Genomic DNA, 25,668 nt, shown 5'->3' with positions numbered 1-25,668 from the left:
ACGTGAAGCAAAATGCTTCACGTATATCTATACTAATTGTCTATCATTTTTATGATATTTTAAAATACCCTCTGCACAACGATAAGCCAAAGCTCCAACTGTATCAGTAGGATTATATCCGCTATTGTGCTGAAAATTTCCCGCACCCACAACAAAAAGATTATCCATATCCCAATGTTGCAAATAAGTATTAACAACACTTGTTTGAGGATCAGCACCCATAGTAGTTCCACCCGTATTATGTGTAGATTGATAAGGCACTATACTATAATCTTTCAAGTATGCTCCTTTTTTAATCGATCTCACTCCTTGCATTTTTTTAGCTACTTCAGCTGTTTTATCTGTTATAAATTTATGCAAAGCACGATCTTGATCTGTAAAATTATAAGTAAGTCTTACAAGTGGCATTCCAAAAGCATCTTTATAGGTTGGATCCAAACTCAAATAATTGCTTTTGTGTGGTAAAGATGCGCCTTGTCCTCCTACTGTAATAGCTCTTGTAAAATTATAATTTAAAGCTTTTTTAAATTCAGCTCCCCAACTTGGAGTTCCTTTTGGCAGCGGAGCTGATTGGATAGGGCGATTTCCAAGTTGCACACTATAAATCATAGCTCCGTGCAAAAACTTCTCTTTCGAGTGGTCAAAATTATCCCCATTATAATCATCGCAAGTTGTACCTAAAGCACCTGAACCCATATATGTATTAAATTGCTCATCAAAAAACGCTGTTGTTCCCATATTGATTTGATAACAATAGTTTTTACCTAAAGTTCCTTTGCCTGTATTTGGATCATATTGCTCACCTATATCACTTACCATTAAAAGCTTAGCATTGTTAAACATATAGCTTGTAAGCACCACAATATCTGCTGGCTGAATATACTCTTTCATAGTCCTTGTATCTACAAACCTAACTCCCGTAGCTTTACCATCTTTTTTTAGTATTTCTACGACATTGCTATGAGTTCTTATAGTATATTTTCCTGTGCTCATAGCTTTAGGTATGACAGTATTAATAGGACTAGCCTTAGCACCATACTCACAACCAAAACGCTCACAATAAGCACAATATTGACATGGGGCTAGTTCTTGACCATCTGGATTAGTATAACCGCCTTTTGAATTAGCCGCAGGTAATCTAAATGGGTGCAATTTCATTTCTCTTGCAGCTTTTTCGAAGCGTTTAAGCATTTTAGTATTTTCTAAAGGTTCTTGCGGATAAGGACTTGATCTAAACAAACCCATTTTTTCAGCAAGTGGGTTTTCTTCTCCACAAATTCCACAGGTTTTTTCAAACTTATCATAATAAGGTTCCATATCTTTATAGGTTAAACCCCAATCTTGCAAAGTATAATCATCGCCTAATTTATTACCATATCTTTCAAAACTTTTTGTTTTAATCTCAAAATCATAAGGTAAAAATCTAAAGGTCCAACCATTCCAATGCACCCCTGCACCACCAACATTACTTCCAAGTAAAAAAGATCCCATTTTTCTATATGGTAAAGCCAAACCATTAACATTATGGCGAAAAGTTACTGTATCTTTTGAGCAATCTTGCATTAAACCATAGTTAATACCATATCTCCACTCATCGTGAATCATTGCAAAATTTTCCGTAGTTTGCATCATACCACGCTCTAAGCTCAAGACAGTCAAGCCAGCCTTGGTAAGCTCTGCTGCAACTATACCACCTGTCCAGCCAGCTCCTACTGTTACCACATCTACTTTTTTTAATACTTCTGCCATAATTTATCCTTCCATGTCAGCTAAGCTCATAGGCTCTATGTCAAAAAACTCATCACTTGTGATCTTGTCAATATAACTCATTTGAGCACCAGGATATTGCATCATTCTCCAACCATTTTTATTATCATTACCACCATAAATTGGATCAGATAAAACTCCAGCTATTGTCATATCTCTTAAAAGAGTAAAAAATTCAGAAGATTTAAATCCTATGAAATCGATTTTATTTTTTTCTAAATCAACTAAAATTTTATCTTGCTCAACCCCTTTTAAAGATGAAAAAGTTTTTTTATAACGCTTTTGAGATATTATTTCCAAAGCTTTAACACCCTCTAAAAAAATCTCATTACGCTTCATTGGGGTTTGATAACCTTGCTCAGCAATTCCTTCTATAAATGGCCCTTGTAGGTATTCTCTATCATTATAACCATAAGCTGAGGCTAATTGATTATCAATAAAATAAGGCACGCCTAAGCCTATAGCACCATCACCTTGCTCATCTTTTGGATAAATTCTCTCACATGCTGCACTTAGATTATCAAAATCAGTCTGCACTTGAAAAAACATTTTTCCTCTTATTTTATTTGAACCTCCTTGTGTTTTCTTGTGCGCATGAGTTAATTCTGCAGCATGCAATATAGCTCCACCACTCATAGCGCTAGCAGCAACCACACCACCACCCAAAAGACTTAATTTAAAAAAATTTCTACGATCGATGACATTATCTTGCATATTTTCCTCCTTTTTGTTGACAATATCAACTTATATTCATTCTATTCCTTGCTTTTTTAATATAGTCTTAAATAAAAAAAATAATACAATTTTTGTATTATTTTTAAAAAATCAATCATAAAAAGTAACATATTTGTTTTACACTTTCTTATAGTATAGTATCTTACATAAATTTCAGTATTGAAATAAAATTATAGTTAAATTATAATTTCAAAAAACGCAAAAGGATAAATATGCAAAAAGTATTATTATTAAACGGTGCAAAAGACTTTGGACACTCTAAAGGAAGATTAAACACAAGCTTGCATGAGCTTGCACTTAAGACTTTACAAGAACTTGGTTTACAAACCCAACAAACACACATAGATCAAGGCTATGATATAAACGATGAGATGGAAAAAATTCTAAATGCGGATGTTTTGATTTGGCAAATGCCTGGTTGGTGGATGGGTGAGCCTTGGATAGTGAAAAAATACATTGACGATGTTTTCACAGCAGGACATGGAGTGTTTTATAAAAACGATGGTAGAAGCAGAGATGATGCAAGTAAAAAATACGGAAGTGGCGGGCTTTTAAAAAATAAAAAATATATGCTTTCGCTAACTTGGAATGCTCCAATACAAGCCTTTAATGATGAGAATGAATTCTTTAATGGAGCTGGGGTTGATGGAGTGTATTTACACTTTCGCAAAGCACATGAGTTTTTAGGAATGAGTGCTTTGCCTACTTTCATAGCAAATGATGTAATCAAAAATCCTCAAGTGCAAGAGTATTTCAGAAATTATAAAGCACACTTAGAAAAAATTTTTAAAGCTTAGAAATTTGGGATTTGATGCTAGAAATCATTGATTTTTTAGCTTCAAATTCACTTTTTAAATTCAAAATAATCTGTCTTTTAGCTTCAATAAAATCAACAAAGCTTTGCATATAATTTTTATAAATTTTTAAAACTACAGGCTTATTTAAAAGCAAATCTTCAAATTCATATACATTAAGCTCGGTTAATACTCTTTGGTGCACTTCACTTGCTTTTGGATGATACAAGCTAAACTCGGTGCTATCAAGCTCGTAAAATTCTTTACTCGCATTCATTTTAGTGCTAAAAAATCCCAAAGTAAGTTTAGTAGCACTTTCATAATTTGCCAAAGCTTTTAGATTAAGTTTTTCTAAAAATAGATCAAGCTCAAGTTGGCTTTTAAATAATAATTGCTTAAAATCTTTTAAAAAAAGCTCCTCGCTAGCACTAGCAAAGCTTCTAAAACTAGCAAATTCTTTTTCACTTTCTAAGGCATTTTCTTTTTGTAAATTTGAAAATTGAGCCTTAAAAAGCAAAATTTGTTCTTCTAAATGAGTAAAAAATAAGGAAAAATCATCTTTGATTTGATTAAATTCTAAAGCGATTTCGTTTTTTAATCTTTTAAATTCCTTATTCATTGCTTCAGAGTTATAAAACATAGCCAAAAACGCATCATCGCTTGAAAGATACGGCGCTTTATAAGCAACTTTTTCATAAAGATTTTTCTTAAATAAGCCCTTGGCTTCCCTGTAATAACTACTATCTTTTTCTTTAATAAATTTTAAAATTTCTTGGGCGATTTTTTCTCCAACAAGTTTTAATTTATCTAAACAATTATGATTTAAAATTTTGATTTTTTGCTCTAGTTTGCTTACTTTGAAAGTTTGCAAAATAGCATTAAATTTAAGCTCTAATTGCTCTAGTACATTTTGAAACAAACCATATTGATTTGACAAAAGCTCGCATAGATTACTAAGTTTTTCTTTAATAAAATCTTTTTTAATACGCTCATAATCAAGTTCTTTTAAATACTCATAAAGTAAAGGTAAATTTGACTTTTGCAAATCAAATTTTGCTTCTTTGCATGAAATTGCGATGATTTTTTCAAAATACTTATCAAAAACTAAATGTGCATAATTTAAAACATTTTCTAGCTCATCTTGACTTAACTTATCTTTTTGATTAAGCACACAAATCCCACCACGCTCTAAAAGCTTAGTATTTGCTTTTATAGCATCTTCTTCACTTTTTTTACCTGCATTATCAATCAAACTAAGCCAAATAGCACTATGCATAAAAGAAAGTTCTTTAAAAGTAGTTAGCGTATCAGTGGTATTTGCGTTTAGACCCGGGGTATCTATAAGCGTGATATTCTTTAAAAGCTCAATAGGTGCAAAAAGATGCAAACTTTTGGTTTCTTTTAGCTCATTTCTTTGATCGCTAAATTTAGAAAGCTCATCTATATCAACAATCTCATCACTACCATCTTCATATTCAACTCTTAAAAAATACTCCTTAGCATAGCGTAAAAAAGTGGGCTTAAAAGTCACCGGCACCACGCCTGTTGGCAGGCATTCTTTTTGTAAAATCAAATTTAAAAGCGTGGATTTACCGCTGGAAAATTGCCCTATAATGGCCACATTAATGGCTCTTTTATAGCTAGCTATGATCATCTCAAGATCTTTTAAAAAGACATCATTTAAATGCAAACTCGGTTCTAAAAATGCATTTTTTATTGCTAAAATCTTTCCTTCAAAACTATCATCAAAACTTTTACAATAAGCATTTTCATAAGCTTTTAAAAAATCATTAATCAAATCATTTTGCATTTAAAAGCTCCGTTTTTAAAGTCTTTAAACTTTGTAATTTTGTATTGTTTTTTTCTAAAAGCTCTTTGGAGTTTTGTTCATTTTGCTCTATTTGTAAAATCAAGTCTTTTAAGTCTTTGATTTGTTCTTCTTGTTCTTTTTCGTATAAATTTAAACTAAGCTCTAAATTAGTAAAAAATTCTTGATTATTTTTTAAATCTAAGGCAATTTTTTCTATATTAAATGTTTGTAATTTTTCTAAAATTTGATTTTCTAAAGAGCTTTCTAGTTTATAAATATCTTGAGTTGATTCTAAATTTTTTAAAAGCTCCGCTTTTAATGTCATAAAAAGATCATTAGTGAAAATGCTTTCTATTTTTGTTTCAACCTTACTTTTAAAATCATCACAATTTTGCTCTAAAATAGCTTTTAAAAAATCATATTTCACACTTAGAGTGTTTTTAAACTCATTGACCTTATACTCACTTTGCTGTTTTAACTCTCTTAAAAGATCAAAAATTCCATCTTTTAAAGTCGTATCAATGATAGTGTTTAATCTTTGAGTGTTGTTTTTGATTTTATTATTTTGATTATATTTTAGCTCATCTATAAGTTTTTCTTTTAATTTCTTAGCTAGCAAATGCAAAAGCGTTAAAATTTCTTGAGTATTTTCATCTTTTGTGCTAAAAATAGCACTTAGCTCTGCTTTTACTTGCATTAATTTTTCTTTTTTTGCTTTAAAATCATTGATAATAGTTTGATTTTGTTTATCAAACTCAAAGCTTTCATAATTTAGCATTTTATTAGAAAATTTAATTTTTTCTTCTATTTTTTCTAAATGCAATAATAATTCTTTTTTATAAGCACTTAGAGCGATTTTGTTTTTATCATATAAGCTTTTAGCTATAAGTTCTTCTAGTGTTAAAATATTACTTTGTTCTAAATTTCCACCTTTTTTTTGATAAAAATCATTAGCTAGTTTTGAAGAAATACACACAAAATCTACATTATCTAATAATTCTTGGCTAAGCTGCTTTTGTGCTAAATTTTCTTTGAGCTTATTTTTAGTATAGTTAATTACTTCTTGCAAGTCTTTTTGACTAAGCAAGTCAGCCTTGGTAAGCACAATCAAAAGCTTACTTACCCTTGAAGTTACCAAACATTCTATAATAAAATCACAATCTTTTTGGCTAAGACTTTGAGAAGCATTCATAAGGTGGATTAAAAAGTCAGCCTTGCTTATATACGCTTTTGTTAAAAGCTCTCTTTGGATGATCACATCATCAAGTCCTGGAGTATCAACTATGCAAACATTATCTTTTAAAAAATCAAGCGATGAAAAAAGCTCTATTTTTTTAATAAGTGCTGAGATTTTGTTTTTTGCACTAGTGTAATTTTTTAATTCTTCAATTTTTATTTCTATATTTTTATTTTCTTTTTTGATATATTCATTTAGATTAAAATTTTGTTCTAATTGTTTTATAAGTTCTTGCATATCTTGATTATCTTTAGAACTTTTTAAAATATCTTGCCATTCTTCTTCACTCCAAAAATACATCTTAGCCTTTTGTTCTTTGCCGTATTTTAAAACACTCAAATTTGCAGTTTCAGGCACATTAGATACACCTAAAAAATCTTTTTTTAAAAGCGCATTTAGCATGCTTGATTTACCTGCATTTACCACACCTGTTACTGCGATAGAAAAATCAATATTGCTAAATTTAACCAAAGCTTCTTGTAAGAGTTTTTGAGCTTTTTCATCCTCGCAAAGCTCTTGTAAGTTTTGGTTAATAAAATCTAATGTTTGATGTGAGTTTTTAACTTCTTGCTTGTAATCTTTTTGAATAATTTTTTGCCTAGATACAAAAGCATATATTAAAGTATTATCAGTGATTTTTTGAAGTTTTTCCAAGGCTTTTAAAAGCTCATTTTTGTCTAAAATTCCTAAATTTAAAGCATTAATAAAACAAACCTGTGCATACTGAATACCATAAAGATCTAAGCGTAAATTTAAACTTTTCATCAAATTTTTAAATTCATTCAAAGCGCTAAATCTTTCATAATTATCAAGATTAGTACTTAAAAGAATTGCTGCTTTTTGAGTATCAATCAAACTTTCATCAAAAAGTGTATTTGTGTCAAGATAAACGCTATGATTTTGCCAAATTTGTTTTAGTAAGGTTTTAAGAGCCCCCTTTTCTTGGGGGCTAGGATTATTTGTTTCTTTGAGCGACAAGCTGTCTTCTCATATAAGCGATTTTGCTTTGTAAAGGTAGTTCTTTTGGACAATTATCTTCACATGCAAGTAAAGACATACATCCAAACACACCATCATCATCACCCACTAATTCATAAAAATCTTCTATGGTTCTGTGATCATGTGGATCTTGTAAATATCTAGCTGTTCTTAAAAGCCCAGTAGCTGCGATAAAGTCAGGTCTCATTAACTTAGTTGCACAAGAAGCAACACAAATTCCACACTCTATACAACGATCAAGCTCAAAAGTCTCATCAGCAACTTCTGGTTCAATACGTTCTTCAAGTTTAGAAATATCTGTTTCTTTTTCATTATGCACCCAGCTTTCAACGCGTTTGCACATACCATCAAACCACTCACCTGTATTAACACTTAAGTCCTTAATGTGTCTAAATGCAGGTAAAGGCATAAGTTCTATAACACCATCTGGATAGTCTTTTGTCAATGTTTTACAAGCAAGTTTTGGCTTACCATTGATCATCATAGCACAGCTTCCGCAAATCCCTGCTCTACATACAAAGTCAAAACTCAAATCCGCATCCATTTTTTCTCTGATTTGAGTTAAGCACACAAAAATCGTCATAAATGGAGTTTCTTCAAGCTCATAAGTAACAAAATGAGGCTTAGAAATTTTACTTAATGGATTATATTTAAATGCTCTTATTGTTAATTTTCTACTCATAATCAACTCCTATTCTTTGATTTGGTGCTTTAAATTTAGCTTGTAATTCATAAGGCATTAAAGCATGTTGAATTTCATATCTACCTTTGCCTTCTGCTTCCATTTTTTCACGGATTGCATCAACTTCAGCTTGACGTTTTTCGCTTAATGGATTTTCAATGATATTTCCTTTAGCACCATAACCTCTAAATGCAGGTGGGATTTCCATTTTCATAATGTCAAGATCTTCATACTCAACTCTAGGCATACTTTCACCTTCTACCCAGTAAGTATTTGTTCTTTTCATCCAATTTAAATCATCTCTTTTTGGATAATCTTCTCTATAATGAGCCCCGCGGCTTTCTGTTCTTAAAAGCGCACCATAAGCAACACATAAAGCAATTTTTAACATTCTTGGAACCCTATAAGCTTCTTCAAGCTCTGGATTTGCACATTTTAATTCTTTATCATGTACTTTTAGATCAAGTGATTTTTGGTATAACTCTTCAAGCTCTTTAACCGCTTCTTCAAGACCCTGACCTGTTCTAAAGATAGCTACTTTTTCCCACATAATGTCTTTCATTCTATTTTTGATTTCAAATACATCATGTTTTCCTTCTTTGCTAACAAGAGATTTTAAGTAATCATACTCTTTAGAAAGAAAAGACTTAACGATATTTGTATCAATATCATTACCATTTTCTTTACAATATTGCGCAAAATAATCCCCTACGATCATACCTGCAACAACAGTTTCTGAACATGAATTTCCACCCAAGCGGTTAAATCCGTGCATATCCCAGCAAGCTGCTTCACCACACGCAAAAAGACCATTTAACCATTGGCTTTCGCCGGTTGGTTTAGTTCTAATACCACCCATTGAGTAATGTTGCATAGGTAAAACTGGTGCCCAGCCTTTTGGACCCTCATCAGCAGGATCAATACCATTAAATGTTTTACAAATATCTTGAACATCGCGAAGATTTTTTTCAACATGAGCACGACCGAGGATAGAAATATCAAGCCATAAATGATCTCCATAAGGGCTTTTTACACCTTTACCTTTTCTAATGTGCTCCATCATTCTACGACTTACAACGTCCCTACTTGCAAGTTCTTTTTTCTCAGGCTCATAATCAGGCATAAAGCGGTAACCATCAACATCTCTTAAGATACCACCATCACCTCTACAACCTTCAGTTAGTAAGATACCGCTTGGTACGATTGGAGTTGGGTGAAATTGTACTGCTTCCATATTTGAAAGTCTACAAAGTCCAGTTTCTAAAGCAATAGCAGCTCCTGTACCTTCACAAATAACAGCATTTGTAGTTTGTTTATAAATTCTACCATAACCACCTGTTGCAATCATAGTTCCTCTAGCAACATAAGCGATTAATTCCCCATTAGTTAAATCTCTAGCAATAGCCCCTAAACATTTTTTACCATCATGGATAATTCTCACTGCTTCCATTCTATCGATGATTTTAACTTGATGTTTAATCGCTTCATTTGCCACACCATATAGCATACAGTGTCCTGTTGCATCAGCGATATAACATGTTCTCCATTTTTTAGTACCACCAAAGTCTCTTGCATTTATAAGACCATGTGCTTCTTCTTTTTCTTCAATGGTAGTTTTTTGAGCATTGATAACTACAGTTCTAGGTCCTTTTGTAACCCTAGTCCAAGGCACACCCCAAGCAGCAAGCTCACGCACAGCTTTTGGAGCAGTTTGCGCAAACATTCTTGCAACTTCTTGATCACAGCCCCAGTCAGATCCTTTTACTGTATCAGCAAAATGCACATCTTCATTATCTCCCTCACCTTTAACGCTATTTCCTAAACTCGCTTGCATACCACCTTGTACAGCAGCTGAGTGAGATCTTTTAACTGGACAAATACTTAATAAAGTTACACTTTGACCACTTTTTGCAACTTCAATAGCAGCTCTTAAACCTGCAAGACCACCACCGATAACTAAAGCATCACTATATTGTATGTTCATATTTAGCTCCATCATAAGTTTTTACTATTTGCGCTACAGAGTTGTTTTGGTAATTATTAAAGCCTATTTTTGCAAAAGCAGCTAAGCTTAATACACCCAAAACTAAGAAGAAAATACTAATAAACCATTTTGCTTTTTTAAGTTTTTTACGACTTTCTTTTGCATCTTTGCCTTCAAACCAACCCCATTTTACACATAATCTATAAAGACCAATACTACCATGCAACTCAACACAGATTAATAAGGCAATGTAAAATAACCACATAAAATGGCTCACTACTCTATCACCTGACATATCAGCACTGATTTTATCTGCATTAGTAATGATAAAAATTAAGTGCGCAGAACCCAAGAAAAACATTACAAAACCAGTTGCAGCTTGAACCCACCATAAAGAAGAATCACCATGATTCATATATTTTAAGTGTGTTCTACAAAGTTGGTATTGTCTGAAATTAATAGGAAATTTTCTCATTGCAAGACCCGCATGCACAAAGAAAATAACCAAAACACAGGCAGCTAAGAAAGACGTGATGTAGCTCATCATAGGGCTATTAATGATAAATTTTAGTTCTAAAAAATGAACCACTGAATCAAAAAAATCATCACTAACCAAAATGGTAGAAACGAACAACATATGTGCCCACATAAACAAGCCTAAAATTAAGCCTGTCGCACTTTGAATATAGTCAAGTTTTGCTGGCATTTTGCTTTTTTTGCCATCAATACTCTTGCCTAAAAAACCTTCAATGAGTTGGCTCATATTTACTCCTTTTAAAAGTTGATAAGTTTTAATATCGGAGCAATTATAGAACTTTTATTCTTAAAATAAATAAAAATTTATAAATTTTTTTTAATATTTCTTAAATAAAAAGATAAAAATAGTCCTAATAAAAACATTAATAAGCTCAATATCTGACCCATACTCATACCAAAAGCCACAAAGCCTATACCAAAATCAGGCTCTCTAAAAAACTCGCATACAAAGCGCGCTAGGGCATATAAAATCGTATAGTAAGCAATCAGTTCTCCATTATATTTTTTATATTTTTTTATTAGTAGTAAAATAGCAAAAACTACAAAACCTTCTAAAAATGCTTCATAAAGCTGTGATGGATGACGCAATATCCCATCTACATAAATACCCCAAGGCACTTCTGTAGCTCTACCAAATAACTCTTGATTTAAAAAATTTCCAATACGACCAAAAATATATCCACATGGCACACTAATAGCAACCAAATCTAAATATTTCCATAAATTTTGCTTATTTTTTTTACAAAAAGCATAAGTTGCTATTAAAAATCCAACAACAGCTCCATGATAACTCATACCTCTAATCCCTACAAATTCTCCATTATAAAAGGGATTAAAAATTTGCCAAGGATGTGTAAGATACCATAAAGTATGTGCATCATAAATTAAAATATAACCCAATCTTGCACCTAAAATCACCCCTATTTCTACCCATATAAAATAGCTATCAAGCATAGCTTTAGAAATTCCCATATTGTCTTTAATCGCATAGTATTTTGCAACCATTAAAGCAACAAGCAAAGCTAACACATACATAATGCCATACCAATGCACTTTTAAACCAAAAATTTCAAAAGCTACCACATCAAAATTTGCATAAATATTTTGCCAAAATTCCATAAAAAGCCCTTATTATAAAACATATAATATAGCAAAAAATTGTTATAATTATAAAAATCAAAAGGAGAGAAAATGAAAAAAATATTATTATTTTTTAGCATAATTTTATTTTTAAGTGCTTGCACTGGTAATCAAAAAACTTATTATATTTCTATGCCAAATTTTAAAAGTACTTTTGAAGAACACAACAACACAAATGCTAATAGTCCTAAAGTCAAAATCAATGATGTGGAAATTATAAAAAATACTTTTTATAGTTCATATTTTGAGCAATCTACCCTAAATCAAAGAATTAATAAAAGCTTAGAATTACTCAAAAAACAACTTTTAGAAGATAGCAAAGCATTGCTTCAAAGCAAAGGATATACCATAGATAATGAAAATCCTGATTATGCTTTTAATATAGTTATCAATGCTAGTTTATATGAAGATAAGGTTACGAGAAATTCAAGTCTTGGAGGCGATAGTGTGGAGTCTTCTTTTATGATTATTTTAGAAGCTCAAAGTCATTTAAATAATTTACACCAAGAAGATACTTTTCAAAGCACAACAAGCTCGGCAAAATTAAACGATCCTATTATTTTAAATTATCCTATAAAAGGACAAGCAAGCATAGAAAGCTTTAGAGAGGTATATAGTGCTGTTCCAACCCAAGTTAATGAAAGTCTTGCAGCAAGTGCTTTAGAAATTGATAAAGTTTTTGTTACTTTTTATAAAGAAATCACATCTAGTTTAAAAACGAGTATAAAAGAAATCAAAGAAGAACCAAAAACACAAGAAAACTCAGAAGTTCAAGATACAAAACAAGATGATAAAAAAGAAGAAAAAGCTACTCCTTATCAAAATAATGAAGTAATCATTTTTGAATAGCTTGTGCGTAAAACACTTTGATCTTAAATTTAAGATTGATGTGTTTTTCTTCGGATTTAAACTCTACAGGAGTGCTAATTTCTATTAAATTTTTATATCTTTGCAAATCATTTAAAAAAGAATAAAAAGCTTGAGGATTTTTCATCTTTACATTAGCTCCAAATTGATATTTTAGATACTCTTGCTCTTTTTTAATAGGAATGAGATTGATTTTTACATCATCAAAGTAATTTTTCATAAATTCCAATAATTCTTTTTGTGAAAATTCTGTATTGATTTGAGCTAAATTTTGCGCATTCACCTTTTGAAACTCATCAATAACTTTTTCTAAAGCTTGTAATTCGTTTATTGCTTTAGTGTTTTGAATTTGCTGGGTTGCTAATCTTGAATGTTCGATTTTATAATCTTTCAAAAAAGGTACGATTAAAAATAAAATCAAAATCGCACAAAGTGCAACAAATGAAAAAGAATAAATCAAGATTTTTAATACATCAGCTTCTTCTAAGCTCTTATCGTTTTTGCTCATACATTTCCTCTGGTATAGTGATATTTACACTTACAAAGCGATACCACCCATTTTCTAATTGATAATAACTTGTTTGAGAATTGGAAAAAATACTTCTTAATGGAGCCTCTAATAACAATGCAAACATTTCTTTAGTAGGTGTAATGCCTCTTAAAATAAGTGATCTATCTTCCATTAAAACCTCATCTAAAGATATGTTTTTAGGCACTAGAGTAAAAAGATTTTGAATACTTTTTAATAAAACTTTATTTTTACCATTTTCTTGTTCTTGCTCTAAATCTCCCAAAATCAACTCTGCTTTATCATTTTGTCTTACTAATTCTTGATATTTAAGCTTATTTGCATTAATTTGTGCGATAATTTGGGCCAACTCTTCTTTTTTATTATCAAGTTGCACAGACGCATAATAGCTTTTAAAAACTACCACAATAAATACTACAAAAATCAAAGCAACACTAATACTAGTAAAATAAATCCAAATTCTAGTAAAAAGATTAAAAACAGGTTTTATCTTAGGTTTGATTAGACTATATCTCATAGTTTTAAGTCCTTCACCATAAGTTCATTCATCAAATTTAAAGTATCTACAAGCTCTACTTTAGGTTTTATAAAAAGCTCATTTTCTAAATAATCAAGCGAGGTTGGGCTAAAACTTTCCTCATCAAAAATCACAATTTCTTCTAAAAAGCTATTATCATACAAAGGATTTTGATAAAATTCTTTTACACTTGAGATGATGTATTCTATCATTTTCATATCTGAGCTAAAATTTTCTAAAGATTCCATAGGAAGTTCTTCTTTTTCTTCATCTAATTCCTCAAGTTTATCAAGCTCTTGACTCATTTCTTCTAAACTTTTTAAATCATAATTTTGCTCATTTTCTTCTTCTTGATTTTCATTATCAATTTGTAAATCAAATTCTTCTTTAATATCATCAAAAAAATCATCTTCATTATAATTTTGACTAGCTATATTAAAATAACTTCCAAATAATATAGCTTCATTTTTACAAATTAACATCGCAACAAAATCATGGTATCTATATACATAAAGGCCTATTTTTTCTTCAAAACCTCTATTTGCCATACAATGATAAAGCAAAGAAAAAGGCGAATAAAGTAAATCTAAACCGCCAAAAGCCTCATAATCTTGCTCATATGAGCTTAAAGAATGATTAGATGCATACAATAAGCCATTGTTAAAAGAAATACACTTAACACTACTTGCATCGACACCAAAATTGGAAAGATCTTTAAAATTTGAGCTTGGCACAACGCCTTGGGCAATAGGAGTAAAAAAAGTACATATATAATAAATTTGAAAATCTTTAGTTAAATTTTTTACATATTCTATAGCTTTTTCTTTATCTTCAAAGCTTTTTTCAAAAGTATCCACAGCTTGGGATTTTTTCCAAGTATGACATCTTATAATGTATTGTTTTTCATCATAGCAAATACAAACTAAAAGTTGTAAAATGTACTTTCTAAAAAAAGATAACATAGTGTTTATCCCTTGTCTATTTGACTTATCATATCAAATTTTTCTTTTATCAATACTTTAGCTTTTTCTAAATTTAAATTTTGTATTTTGATTTCTTCACTTAGTCTATAGGTAATCTTAGAAAAAGGTTTAGGTAAGATCATTTTATCCCAGCTTTTAAATTCCCAAAAAGAGCTTGCTTCGTAATTTAGCAAAAAAAGTGGAGTATTTTTTTTCAAAGCTATCATCACAGAACCATCTGAAACACTATGATAAGGTCCTCTTGGTCCATCTGGAGTAATAATCACATCATCGCCTTGATCTAAAATTTTAAAAGATTGTTTTAATAAAGCCAAAGCACCTTTGCTTGTACTACCTCTTAAAGTATCCAAACCAAAAAAGGCAATATTTCTAGCAATGATTTCTCCATCTTTATGGTGTGAAATCATCACATAAGCTTTTTTTCCTTTAATACCCATTTTACGATAGGCAAAAGGCATGAGAGCAAGACGCCCATGCCAAAAAAGTATCACACATGATCTTTTTGGAAGCTTTTGCCCTAAATAAACCTTTCTACAAGTTAAAAAAATCAGCCATTGTAATAAAAAAATTCCAAAAGCTAAAAGATTAATCTTAAAGGATTTCGCCATTTAACACCATACGCCTAGGATTGGTGATTTTTACTTTTTTCATTTGTCCTAATAATTCTTCACTACCTTTAACTTGAATCAAAAAGTTATTATCACTTCTACCTGCTACAAAACCTTCACTTCTTAATTCTTCAAATAAAACTTCAAATTCTTTATCTTTTTGTTTTGCAACAATTTCATCTAAAATTTCTGTATGTCTTGCTTGTAAAATACTCAAGCGTTTTGAAGCTATATCATCAGGAATTTGATTTGGCATAGTTGCAGCTTTAGTTAGTGGTCTTTTAGAGTATTTAAAAGAAAACATTTGTTCAAAACGCACTTTTTCAAGCACATCCATAGTATCTTCAAAGTCTTTATCACTCTCACCTGGAAAAGCTACAATCACATCAGTAGAAATACTCACATCTTTGCACATAGAACGAAGTTTCAAGGCTCTATCTAAATACCACTCTTTAGTATAACCGCGTTTCATAGCCTTTAAAATTTCACTTGAGCCACTTTGTAAAGGCATATGCATAGACTTACAAACTTTAGGATTTTTAGAAAAAACCTCTAAAAATCTATCATCCATATGCAATGGATGTGGACTTGTAAAGCGGATACGCTCCAAACCTTCAATTTCACTTAGTCTTTCTAAAAGATCTGAAAAATTAATCTTTTCATGTGCATTAGAAAATCTTTTGCCGTAATTGTTAACATTTTGTCCTAGTAAAAAAATCTCTTTAGCACCTTTAGAAACAGCTTTTAATGCTTCATTTTTAATAATCTCAAAAGGTATAGAAATTTCATCTCCTCTTGTATGAGGCACTATACAATAAGTACAATGTTTATCACAACCTATAGAGATATTAATATAGGTTTTATAAAGGCTATTTCTAAAATCTGCAAAAGCATAATTACTCTCATCAAAATCTATATCATTACCTAAAAATTTTGGAGTATTTACAGCCTTTGTGATTTTAGAAACATTTCTAGCACCCAAAACAAAATCCACATTAGGAGCACGCTTAAAAATCTCATCTCCTAAATGCGAAGCAGTGCAACCACAAACTCCTATTTTAGCTCCATTTTTTTTGATTTTTTCAAAACTTCCAACTTCTGAAAAAAGCTTATGCACAGGCTTTTCACGCACTGAGCAAGTATTGATTAAAATCAAATCTGCTTCTTTTGCATCTTGAGTTAGTTCGTAATTTTCTTTTTCTTTAAGTTCAGCTATCATATGCTCTGAATCACGCACATTCATAGCACAACCTAAAGTTTGTATAAAAAGTTTTTTACTCAAAGAATGTGTACCTCATACATAAAATCTGTATCATCTAAACCATATTTGATTGTTCTATGATAAACACATTTTCCTTTTTTTTCAAAATGCTCTACCAAAGCGATTAATTGCTTATGTGCATTGTCTTTATCAAAATAGAAAAATTTTTGACCTTCTTTATCTACAGCCTTTTCAATACTTTCTAAACTTATACTTTTTGGCTTTTCATCAACAGAGGTTCTTGCTATTTTTAAATCCATATCATCATCCTCAAGTTTTTTTAATCTGAAATTATAGCAAATTTTACTTTTAATTAAACTTATTAAAGATATAATTTTATTCTTCAAACTTTTAAAATCCAAAATTAAGGTTGTATTGTCATTATGGAAAAAATCACAGATATAATTGAATCCATTGCTAATGAGAAAAATTTACAAATAGAAGATGTCAGAGAGAGAGTTAAAAAAGCACTTATTAATACTGCTAAGAAAATTTATGGTGATAAATATGAATTTTTTGTTGATTCAGGTAAAAATTTACAACTTTATCAAAAAATCATCGTAGTAGCTGATAATGATGAAAGATTAGAAAATGAAAATGAGCATTTTATCGCTTTAAGTAAAGCAAGAGCAGAAGCTAAAGATGTAGAAATTGGCGATGAGCTAACTTATGAATGCTCTTTAGAAAATTTAGGCCGCACTGCTGTAAATATCTTACATAAAGAATTAGAATACAATATACAAAAACTCTTAGAAGAAAAAATCTATGAAAAATACCAAAAAATGGTAGGACATATGGTTTTTGGTAGCGTAGTAAGAGTAGATAGTGAAGAAAATACTTATGTAGAAATTGATGAGTTTCGTGCATATTTACCTAGAAAAAATCGTATCAAAGGTGAAAAATTTAAAGTAGGCGATGTGATTAAAGCTGTTATTAGACATGTATATATTGATAAATCAGGTATGAGAATGGAGCTTAGTAGAACTAGCCCTAAATTTTTAGAAGCTTTGTTAAAAGCTGAAGTTCCTGAAATCAAAGATGGTCTTATAAATATTTATGCAAGTGCAAGAATTCCAGGTGAAAGAGCAAAAATCATCTTACAAGCTAATAGCCCAAGCGTTGATGCAGTAGGAGCAACTGTGGGTATAAAAGGAGTTAGAATCAATGCTGTAAGCAAAGAATTAAAAAATGAAAACATTGACTGCATTGAGTATTCTAATGAAATGGCAATTTTAATCACTAGAAGCTTAGCTCCAGCCATTATAAACTCAGTTATTATTGAAGATAAAAAAGCTATTGTAACGCTAAATAGCGAGCAAAAAAGCAAAGCCATAGGAAAAAGTGGTATTAATATACGCTTAGCTAGCATGCTTCTTGGATATGAGATAGAGCTTAATGAAGTAAATAATGAAGATAAAACTAATAACCAAGAAGAAGCGTTTAAAAACCTTAAAGCTTTATTTGGAGAAAACTAAAGCTGCTTACCGACAGTTTGCTCGGTAAGCTTTCTTTCTAAAACTAAATCTACTATAGGTTGTTCTCTTTTATTGGCCTTTTGACAGTGATTTTTATCAAAAAAATCTGTAATTTTAATAACTATTTTAGCCCATCTTTTATCGCGCTCTCTCCAAGCATGAGATGATAAAGACTCCCAAGCATAACCATTAAACAAAGTAGCATTGACAAAATGATCAAGCGCTCTCACACCTTGTCTAACCCTAGCAGGATTACCAAAAGTACCTACTATAACAATAAAAAGATAACTAATCACCGCTAAAGGAACGATAGCGCAAAGTAGTATAGTTCCTGCTAATTTTTCTTTCATTTTTGCCTTTTTATAAATCTTATATTCATACCATTTGCCGATCTTATAGTAAGTCTTCCTACTATATCAGGCACGAAATTTTCTTCTAATTCTAACTTATAAGTCCTTAAAATATTAGCTAAAATCAAAACAGCCTCTTGCATAGCAAAGCCCTGCCCTATACACACACGCTCTCCCATACCAAAAGGCATATAAGTGTCTTTTTGAATCTTGCTTTTATCTTCATGGCGACTTGGATCAAACTCATGTGGATTTTCCCAAAAACTATCATGTCTATGGATAAGCCATGGAGCTACCACTACACCTGAGCCTTTTTTGATGAGCTTATCTCTCATTTTGTTATCATTTCTTGCTTCTCTAGCGAAAAAACCAACTGGTGGATAAAGTCTTAAACTTTCTTTAAACACATTTGTAAGATATTTCATCGCTCTAATATGTTCTATTTTAAACTCCTCATCACCTGCAATTTGCATGATTTCTTCATAAGCTTTTTGTTGCTCATCTGGAGAAATACTTAAAATATATAGCGTCCAAGTTAGCGAGCTTGCAGTAGTTTCATGGCCTGCTAAGAAAAGCATGGCAACTTGGTCTAAAATTTCATTAAAAGAAAATCTCTCATTAGTATCTGCATCGACTACCATAAGCAATGATGATAAAATATCTTCATATTTTACTTGATCATTTGTAGCATTATTATATCTTGGTTTTATAATATCTGATAAAACCTTGCGTATAACTCCACCTGCTTTGAGTCTTTTTCTCTCGCCCAAAAGATTTGAAAGCCAAGTTGGGAAACGAAACATTCTTCGCATAGCTGTTTTAACTGTTTCTTCTTGCACAGTTACAAAAGCATCCAAAACAAGTTTGCCTTTTTGCTCATCAAGTTTTGATGACATGATAGTTCTAAAAATCACATCTGCAGTCACAAAAGTCATAGCTTCATCTACTTCTATAACCGCTTTATCTTCATATTTTGCAAATCTTGCCATCATATCAGAAGCTGCTTCACTCATCAAATTAAAAACCTTAGAAATCCTTGTCATTTCAAAAGAAGGTCTTAAAAGCTCTCTTTGCTTTTCCCATACTCTATCGTTAGTTGTAAAAATGCTTATACCCAAAAGTGGCTCTAAAAGTTCATGCAAAAGTTGGCTTTTTGGGTATTCTCTAACCTCATCTACCATAATGCGTCTAACTTCTTTTGGATCATTTACCACATAAAGATCAAATCCAGGCATTTTTACTCTACCCATCATCATCTTATAGCTTCGCTCATAAAGCCCATCAAGCCATGATCTTCTTTTTAGTAAAAAAGTAGTTAATGTAGAAGCTTTATTTTTATAAGGTTTTGGATGAAAAGGACACTGACCCATGTTTTTCTCCTATTTGATTTTTTCTTCTAGTTTATTTTTATCTATGATAAATTCAAAAAAGTTATATACCCCTTGAATTTGTGTGGCAAATAAATATAAAAAATGTGCTTTATATTTGTCTTTTTTGATTTTTTTATAATCTTTGCTTTTATATAAAGTATGAAATTTAGCCGAAAGGTATTTTGGACTAAATTGCGCCTTTACCCCGCTTGTGCGTATAAAATCAACTTGTGCAAAACAAGCCCCATCAATAATAGAAGTAAAATCATACCATATTAAATTTTTATTTCCTAAATACTCTAAGTCTTTTCTAAACTCAAAAGATCTTTTTTGATAGCTTACCAAAGGTATACACTCACCTAAAGTTAAAACCTTTAAATTTTCAAAAGATATATTTTCTTTTTCACACATCCTAAGCACTTTTGCTAAAACATTTATACAAAGTACTGTTCCTACACTATGTGCGCTTAAGATGAGTTCGTAATTTTTATCATTTACATTTTCTTTTAGTTTTTCAAAAATAACCCTAGCAAAATCATCCATTCTTAACTCAAGCTCGCCTTGGGAATTTTTCTCCCAGTTTGCACAAAAAGAACAAATTCTAGCTATCCAAAAAACAGCTAATTTCTTGCCTAATTTATAAAGCATTTTTGGTAAAAACACTAATAATAAAATAAAAGCTAAAATTCCTAAAATAACATGAAAATTTTGCAAATAAAACAAGCTTCCAAAAGCACAAAATAAAGTAAAAATCAAACTCAAAAGTACATAAAAAAATGGGTAATAACCTGTGATGAGTTGGTGCGGGGATTCTTTACCAAATTTTAAAAAAAGTCCTGTAATAGTATAAATTCTAAAAAAACTATAGCAATCACTCAAAGCATCTTTTATACCCTCTGACCAGTTTTTTTTGACTATATCATTCCAACTTAAAAAGGTGTAAGAAGTACTTGTATGTGGGGTTTGAATTTGCCAAAAAGCATATGTATTAACCTGAGCTTTTGATAAAGTATAATCATAATTTAAAAGTGTATTTTGCTCGGCTAAATTTTTTTTAAACATAACATAATAATGCCTATATCCTCTAGGATCATAACCTGCTATATAAAAAACATCTCTTTTTTGACACAATTTATCCATTAAAATCCCAAATAAACTCAAAATGAATTTAAAAATATAGCTAAAGTTGTTATCTTTGTCAAATGCTTATTTAAAGGCAAAATGAGGTGTTTTTACTCTGAAATTATTCATTAAAAAATATTTTATAGAATAAATAAAATTTATTAAACTATGGAAAGGTTTAAATGAATGTAATCTTACTAGGTGGTAGCAATAGTGTACTTAAAAATGGTCTTAGAATAGGTCTTGAAAATAAAGACATTACACTACATAATTATGCCTTAGGGCTTAGTACTTCTTTACAAAATCTTTATGAGTTAATACGCCATAAAGATACTATAAACAAAAGTGATTTTCTCATCAGCGAATCAAATATCAATGATTATCTAAGTCCTATGAGTTTAAATATTATACTTAGAAATATTGACTATTTTTACGAAGAACTTTACAAAGCAAACAAAATTACCATAGTGCTTATATTTCCCATACCAGCTTACAATGACAAATCAAAAGCTATCAATGAAGCCCATAGGAAAAACTGTACTCATTATGGTTTCAATCTAATCGATGTAGATCTTTACTACCAAAAAAATAATCTTTATGATTTTGATCAAAACTATAATTTTCATCCTATACCACTAGGTATGCAAGAGCTTGGAAAAAACATCATTAAAAATTTACACAGCTTTAAAAAATCCAAAGAAAATATCATTTACTCAAAAAGAAAATACCGTATCTTTGCACCTTCAAATTTAACCAAAATGGAGCATAAAAACTCATTTTTTTGTGAAAAAACTGTAAAGATTAAAGCTAGTGAAAAAATCATTTTTCCAAAAGAGTTCAAAAACTATCAAATCTTAGGCATACATACTTGGAATCACACTAACTTATCAACCCCCCCCCATGCTATATCATCTATAAGCATTGTAAACTCATCTTTTAAATTAGTAAAAAATTTTGGACTTATCAATACTTTTCAAGATATACAAAATGAAAAAGCAATTTGCGACGAGCAAACCTTTTTGCATGTTAATACGCAAATTATCAAGCAAAGCGAAGAAAGTTTAGGCTCAAACATAGCAAATGAAAAAACACCAAGACTTGATTATGTGGACTTAATAGGAATTTTACTTTTAGAAAATGATAATAATAAAAAAATTGAATGTAAAAATTATCCTACAAATACCCATGATTCTTTAATACCACCCATAGCATTTTATAAAGAATTAGCGTTAGAATACCATGAACTAAAAAAACTTAACACACAAACTTTTCTACAAAGTCAAAATCATAATCTTTTACGTTTTTTAAACCACAAAGGCTTAAAAAATGAATATGAGATATTTATCCATCAAAACAATAAACTTTATGGAGCTAGCTTAAGGATAAAAGAAAGACTAAGTTATAAGCTTGGAGAAATCATCATAAAAAACAGTAAAAGTTATCTAGGGTATTTTAAAATACCTTTTGAATTAAGAAAAGTCAAAAAAGATCATTTTAAAAATCAAAAAGAACAAAAAGATCTACCGCCACTAAAAGCTTATGCGGATTATAAACAAGCCCTTATTGCAAAAACACATCTGTCTTATATTTTAGGTAATGCACTTTTGCAAGCTTCAAGAACTCCTTTTAAAATAGGCTATTTAAGCTTACCTTTTAAACTTAGAAAAATTGCAAAAAACTATAAAAAGAAATTTTAATCTAAACTAATATTTTTGAAGAAATTTCCATTGACTTGGGTTTTATATATCACATAATTTCTAAATTTAGCGTGCAAAACCACATCAGGTTTATATGCTCTGCATTCTTTCCAGAAAGTATGCAAGCTTTTTTGATAAGTCAAACCTTCTATATCATAAAAAGCTTTACCCATAACTTTTAAAGGGCTATTGTGATATAAAGCAGAAAGTCCTACCGTGCTATTTATGACTATAGTGCCTCTTGCATTGATTAAGAGCGTAGGTAAGTGCAAGTCATGTACATATAAAATTCTACCCTCGACATTGTATTTTAAGCTCAAATCTTCTATAAGCTTAGTGTAGTCTCTATAGCCACGATCCATAGGATGGTGTTTAAAAACTAGATAAGACTTTGCTTTGGCATGATTAGCAAAAGAGATGATCACTTCTTCTATAAATTTTTCTGTAGTTTTTTTATAATGATGAGATAGTTGAGTATCATTATGCACTTGCAAAATAGCTAAAAAATACTTTTGTTTTAGGGAAAGAATTTTTTCATTTAAACTTTTTTCTGTGATTTTGTATTTGTTTTTTCTATATACTGAGCAAAACCAAGGTAAAAAATCAAATAATTTTAAACTTCTATGATGTAAAGAATTATTAAAATACCAAGAAAATAAAAAAGCAAAAAGCCAATATAAAAACGAAGCAAAGGCCATATTTTTAAAAGTACTTGAGAAAGTTTTAAATTTAAAATCTTTATCAAATTTTTTCTGACTTAGATAAAATTCTTTTTCTCTTGGTAAAGTGGAGTTTGCATTTACTCCGTCTTTTTCAAAAGTAATAAAATTTGGTCTTATATAACCTTCTTCAAAAATCCATACTTCAATACCCATTTGTTTAGCAACATTAATGGCGATTTCATGCACTTTTCTACAATCATTATACATCAAGATAACTTGAATTTGTTTTTCTTCAAAAAGCTTTTTATAAAAGTCTTCAAGCTCGGCTAAACTTTTAGTGTAATTAACGCTTTTAAAAGGATAAAAGAAAAAATCTCCGCCATTAAAATTTACTTTATAAACCTTAGCTTTTGGAATTTTTGTAGCAATTTTACAAAAAAATCCTCCCACAGGTCCTTGAAGTAATAAAACATTTTTACCAGAAAATTTTTTTAATTTCTTACTTAAATTCATCTAACCAAAATAAATTCTATTAATCTTCTTATTTTTCTTAATATATAAATTCTTATATCCATAAACCAACGCAAATAAAATTTAGAAAAATAATCTTTTTGCATTTTTAACATTATATCTAATGCAAGCTCAACTTCACATAAATTTTTACTTTTTGGATGGATGTATCTTGGATAAAGGATCAAAACGCCAGCAACAAGTTCTTCTAAACTAAGCACTCTTGTACGTCTTGGAATTTCATGCAAATCGCTTGTCAAGCTCCAACCTACATAAAAAGGCTTGCCATACACCACTACTTTTTTACCACGCAAAAGAGCGTCAAAACCACTTGTTGAGGTTATAGTGTGTACTTCATCGCATGCATTTATAGCACTATCTATGCTGACATTTTCTATAATTTCATCACAATATTTTAAAATAATACTTTTATCTTTTAAACCCTTACGGTTACCACTTAAAACATCAGGGTGAGGTTTAAACACTATAAAAGCATTTTCATTGGCCTTTCTTACACTTTGCAAAAGTTTTAAAGTATCAAAACCTGCTCCACCTAAGATCATAGAAGCATCGTCTTCTACTTGAGCAGGGATTAAAATGATTTTTTTATTGGTATTAAAATTTAGCTTTTCATGCTTTAAGCCATTATACTTTGAAAATTTGTTTTGTGTGATGGTGATGATGAGTTTTTTAGCTCTTTGTTTTAAACTTTCATCAAAAATGTGATTTTGCAAAATATCTTCTAAGTCACTTGGCTTACTTGGATCTACATACAAGCCTTTACTATCTACTATCAAAGAAAAAGGGCGTGTAAGATCTGAACCTAAAAAAACAGAGCGCAAAAAGCCATCTTCTACTAAGAAAATTTCATTATTAAAATCTTTAGCGAGCAAAGATTTATCATACTTTTTACCCCAGATGAAAATTTTATCCTTAGGATTTAAATTTGCTTTGTAAAGTTCATCAAGTGAGTTTAAAAAAATGATTTTATTATTCTTAGCTTTAAAAAAAGGTCTTACAAATTCTCTTTTCCATTTAGAAAAACCTAAAAAATACAAAGTATTAGAATTAGCTTGTTCTATCTTTTTATACTTTGCTAGGGTATGAATAGTATCAAAAATATCACTTTTTTGATTTAAATAAGGATTAAAATACTCACTATATAAAATATAAGTAGCATAAAAAACCTCTTCTAGGGTTCTTTTTTTAAGCCTTCTTTTACACGCTTGCTTATCTTGAGTTAAACCCCAGCCTGCATAAAATGGCATACCATAACACACACATTCGCGTTCTAACATCAAAGCTTCAAAACCCATACCAGAAGTCTTGGTATAAACTTTTTTAAAATAACTTAGCAATTCTATGGGATTATAATTTTCTTTTATAACTACACATTTGCTTGGTAAATCTTGTACATTAAAATCACTTTGTTTTTTACCACTTAATACATCAGGATGAATTTTAATATATATTCTAGCATTTGGATTTTCTTTGATAGCTTCATTTATAATATCTTGAGTTGAAAAATTATCAGCTAAGCCAAATTTTAATGAAGCATCATTTGCTACTTGAGTGATGATTAATACGCGTTCTTCGTTGACGTTAAAAAGCTCTTTTGGCACGCAAAGATTATTATTATATTTACTAAGTTTTTCTTTTTTTATAAGCTCTATGGCCTTTTTTGCTTGCTCTAATTCTTCGGCACTAAACTCATAAGAATTTAAAATATTTTCAAGTTTAGATGGCGCAGTCGCATCGTAATAAATTCCCATATCATCTTTGACGATAGAAAAACTTGGACTATTTTCTATACCCAAATTCAATGAGCGCAAAAAACCATCTTCTAAAAGCAAAAATCTTGCATTATATTTTTTAGCTAGTTCTACAGCTTTTAAACCTGACTTTTTTCTACCCCAACCTACAAAAATATCTTCTTTTGTGATATTTTTATAGGCATGATACAGAGTTATTTTGTAAAAATTTTTGACATTTTCTTTTAGTTTTTTTGATATGGTATAAAATTTCATGATCT

23 protein-coding genes are annotated in these 25,668 nt (G+C 30.3%); 4 read left to right on the top strand and 19 right to left on the bottom strand.

The genetic code is table 11. The annotated features are described in order from the left end of the window. Positions 1–27 precede the first annotated feature (27 nt). Positions 28–1,749 (bottom strand): GMC family oxidoreductase, encoded by a 1,722-nt coding sequence (locus L8T90_RS01175; protein ID WP_263736482.1) that lies wholly within the window; start codon positions 1,747–1,749, stop codon positions 28–30. A 3-nt stretch (positions 1,750–1,752) separates the two neighbouring features. Continuing rightward, positions 1,753–2,481 carry a gluconate 2-dehydrogenase subunit 3 family protein gene (locus L8T90_RS01170; protein WP_263682688.1) on the bottom strand — a complete coding sequence of 243 codons (729 nt, stop codon included), beginning with the start codon at positions 2,479–2,481 and terminating at the stop codon, positions 1,753–1,755. A 233-nt stretch (positions 2,482–2,714) separates the two neighbouring features. Between L8T90_RS01170 and L8T90_RS01165 the strand changes: the two genes are divergently transcribed. Further along, positions 2,715–3,299 carry an NAD(P)H-dependent oxidoreductase gene (locus L8T90_RS01165; protein WP_263736481.1) on the top strand — a complete coding sequence of 195 codons (585 nt, stop codon included), beginning with the start codon at positions 2,715–2,717 and terminating at the stop codon, positions 3,297–3,299. Here the strand turns inward: L8T90_RS01165 and L8T90_RS01160 are convergent. The 6 genes from L8T90_RS01160 to lgt form a co-directional block, all read right to left on the bottom strand. Further along, positions 3,289–5,106, bottom strand: a complete 1,818-nt coding sequence (locus tag L8T90_RS01160; protein ID WP_263736480.1) for a dynamin family protein — start codon at positions 5,104–5,106, stop codon at positions 3,289–3,291. The two genes, L8T90_RS01165 and L8T90_RS01160, sit on opposite strands and share 11 nt — an antisense overlap. Further along, entirely contained in the window at positions 5,096–7,321 is a 2,226-nt protein-coding gene (locus L8T90_RS01155) for a dynamin family protein (protein ID WP_263682685.1), read from the bottom strand. The genes L8T90_RS01160 and L8T90_RS01155 overlap by 11 nt, the downstream gene beginning before the upstream one ends. Then, positions 7,299–8,024, bottom strand: a complete 726-nt coding sequence (locus tag L8T90_RS01150) for a fumarate reductase iron-sulfur subunit (RefSeq protein WP_012661078.1) — start codon at positions 8,022–8,024, stop codon at positions 7,299–7,301. The genes L8T90_RS01155 and L8T90_RS01150 overlap by 23 nt, the downstream gene beginning before the upstream one ends. Continuing rightward, positions 8,017–10,008 (bottom strand): fumarate reductase flavoprotein subunit, encoded by a 1,992-nt coding sequence (locus tag L8T90_RS01145; RefSeq protein ID WP_066007209.1) that lies wholly within the window; start codon positions 10,006–10,008, stop codon positions 8,017–8,019. Before L8T90_RS01145 ends, L8T90_RS01150 begins: the two co-directional genes overlap by 8 nt. Further along, on the bottom strand, positions 9,992–10,771 hold the full coding sequence (locus tag L8T90_RS01140) for a fumarate reductase cytochrome b subunit (protein WP_012661076.1): 780 nt from the start codon (positions 10,769–10,771) through the stop codon (positions 9,992–9,994). Before L8T90_RS01140 ends, L8T90_RS01145 begins: the two co-directional genes overlap by 17 nt. Positions 10,772–10,848: 77 nt before the next feature. Next, entirely contained in the window at positions 10,849–11,664 is an 816-nt protein-coding gene (gene lgt / locus L8T90_RS01135; RefSeq protein ID WP_257928651.1) for a prolipoprotein diacylglyceryl transferase, read from the bottom strand. 72 nt (positions 11,665–11,736) lie between these two features. On the opposite strand from lgt, the gene L8T90_RS01130 reads away from it, so the two are divergent. Continuing rightward, positions 11,737–12,534 carry a membrane lipoprotein lipid attachment site-containing protein gene (locus tag L8T90_RS01130; protein ID WP_263736479.1) on the top strand — a complete coding sequence of 266 codons (798 nt, stop codon included), beginning with the start codon at positions 11,737–11,739 and terminating at the stop codon, positions 12,532–12,534. Here L8T90_RS01130 and L8T90_RS01125 read toward each other — a convergent pair. From L8T90_RS01125 to L8T90_RS01100, 6 genes are read right to left on the bottom strand one after another with little or no spacing between them, the layout of a single operon-like run. Then, on the bottom strand, positions 12,521–13,060 hold the full coding sequence (locus L8T90_RS01125) for a hypothetical protein (protein ID WP_263706576.1): 540 nt from the start codon (positions 13,058–13,060) through the stop codon (positions 12,521–12,523). The two genes, L8T90_RS01130 and L8T90_RS01125, sit on opposite strands and share 14 nt — an antisense overlap. Then, positions 13,044–13,598, bottom strand: coding sequence for a hypothetical protein (locus tag L8T90_RS01120; RefSeq protein ID WP_039627963.1), 555 nt, complete (start codon positions 13,596–13,598; stop codon positions 13,044–13,046). Before L8T90_RS01120 ends, L8T90_RS01125 begins: the two co-directional genes overlap by 17 nt. Then, complete coding sequence (locus L8T90_RS01115) at positions 13,595–14,560, bottom strand: hypothetical protein (protein WP_263668985.1); 966 nt, start codon at positions 14,558–14,560, stop codon at positions 13,595–13,597. Before L8T90_RS01115 ends, L8T90_RS01120 begins: the two co-directional genes overlap by 4 nt. A 5-nt stretch (positions 14,561–14,565) precedes the next feature. Then, the gene (locus L8T90_RS01110) at positions 14,566–15,189 is read right to left on the bottom strand and encodes a lysophospholipid acyltransferase family protein (protein WP_263668986.1); all 624 of its coding nucleotides are present in this window, start codon (positions 15,187–15,189) and stop codon (positions 14,566–14,568) included. Continuing rightward, positions 15,173–16,471 (bottom strand): tRNA (N6-isopentenyl adenosine(37)-C2)-methylthiotransferase MiaB, encoded by a 1,299-nt coding sequence (gene miaB, locus L8T90_RS01105; protein WP_039617568.1) that lies wholly within the window; start codon positions 16,469–16,471, stop codon positions 15,173–15,175. Before miaB ends, L8T90_RS01110 begins: the two co-directional genes overlap by 17 nt. Then, positions 16,468–16,710, bottom strand: coding sequence for an HP0268 family nuclease (locus L8T90_RS01100; RefSeq protein ID WP_039617566.1), 243 nt, complete (start codon positions 16,708–16,710; stop codon positions 16,468–16,470). Before L8T90_RS01100 ends, miaB begins: the two co-directional genes overlap by 4 nt. Before the next feature lie 123 nt (positions 16,711–16,833). On the opposite strand from L8T90_RS01100, the gene nusA reads away from it, so the two are divergent. Beyond that, positions 16,834–17,925 carry a transcription termination factor NusA gene (gene nusA / locus L8T90_RS01095; RefSeq protein ID WP_263736478.1) on the top strand — a complete coding sequence of 364 codons (1,092 nt, stop codon included), beginning with the start codon at positions 16,834–16,836 and terminating at the stop codon, positions 17,923–17,925. On the opposite strand, the gene L8T90_RS01090 is transcribed toward nusA, so the two are convergent. From L8T90_RS01090 to L8T90_RS01080, 3 genes are read right to left on the bottom strand one after another with little or no spacing between them, the layout of a single operon-like run. Then, positions 17,922–18,275 carry a membrane protein gene (locus L8T90_RS01090; RefSeq protein ID WP_039627957.1) on the bottom strand — a complete coding sequence of 118 codons (354 nt, stop codon included), beginning with the start codon at positions 18,273–18,275 and terminating at the stop codon, positions 17,922–17,924. The two genes, nusA and L8T90_RS01090, sit on opposite strands and share 4 nt — an antisense overlap. Further along, positions 18,272–19,645 carry a cytochrome P450 gene (locus L8T90_RS01085; RefSeq protein ID WP_263736477.1) on the bottom strand — a complete coding sequence of 458 codons (1,374 nt, stop codon included), beginning with the start codon at positions 19,643–19,645 and terminating at the stop codon, positions 18,272–18,274. Before L8T90_RS01085 ends, L8T90_RS01090 begins: the two co-directional genes overlap by 4 nt. Positions 19,646–19,654: 9 nt before the next feature. After that, on the bottom strand, positions 19,655–20,785 hold the full coding sequence (locus L8T90_RS01080; RefSeq protein ID WP_263736476.1) for a DUF829 domain-containing protein: 1,131 nt from the start codon (positions 20,783–20,785) through the stop codon (positions 19,655–19,657). Positions 20,786–20,949: 164 nt separating this feature from the next. Here L8T90_RS01080 and L8T90_RS01075 point away from each other — a divergent pair, with 164 nt between their 5' ends. Further along, positions 20,950–22,464: an SGNH/GDSL hydrolase family protein gene (locus L8T90_RS01075; RefSeq protein WP_263736475.1), complete on the top strand. Its 1,515-nt coding sequence runs from the start codon at positions 20,950–20,952 to the stop codon at positions 22,462–22,464. Here L8T90_RS01075 and L8T90_RS01070 read toward each other — a convergent pair. Further along, positions 22,461–23,639, bottom strand: coding sequence for a capsule biosynthesis protein (locus L8T90_RS01070; protein WP_263736474.1), 1,179 nt, complete (start codon positions 23,637–23,639; stop codon positions 22,461–22,463). The two genes, L8T90_RS01075 and L8T90_RS01070, sit on opposite strands and share 4 nt — an antisense overlap. Beyond that, positions 23,636–25,663 carry a capsular polysaccharide biosynthesis protein gene (locus L8T90_RS01065; RefSeq protein ID WP_263736473.1) on the bottom strand — a complete coding sequence of 676 codons (2,028 nt, stop codon included), beginning with the start codon at positions 25,661–25,663 and terminating at the stop codon, positions 23,636–23,638. Before L8T90_RS01065 ends, L8T90_RS01070 begins: the two co-directional genes overlap by 4 nt. Positions 25,664–25,668 lie beyond the last annotated feature (5 nt).

The organism is Campylobacter sp. RKI_CA19_01121, from assembly GCF_025771295.1.
Taxonomy (GTDB): Bacteria; Campylobacterota; Campylobacteria; order Campylobacterales; family Campylobacteraceae; genus Campylobacter_D.
Note: the sequence above shows the minus strand (reverse complement) of the source record. Positions and strands in the feature narration are given on the sequence as shown.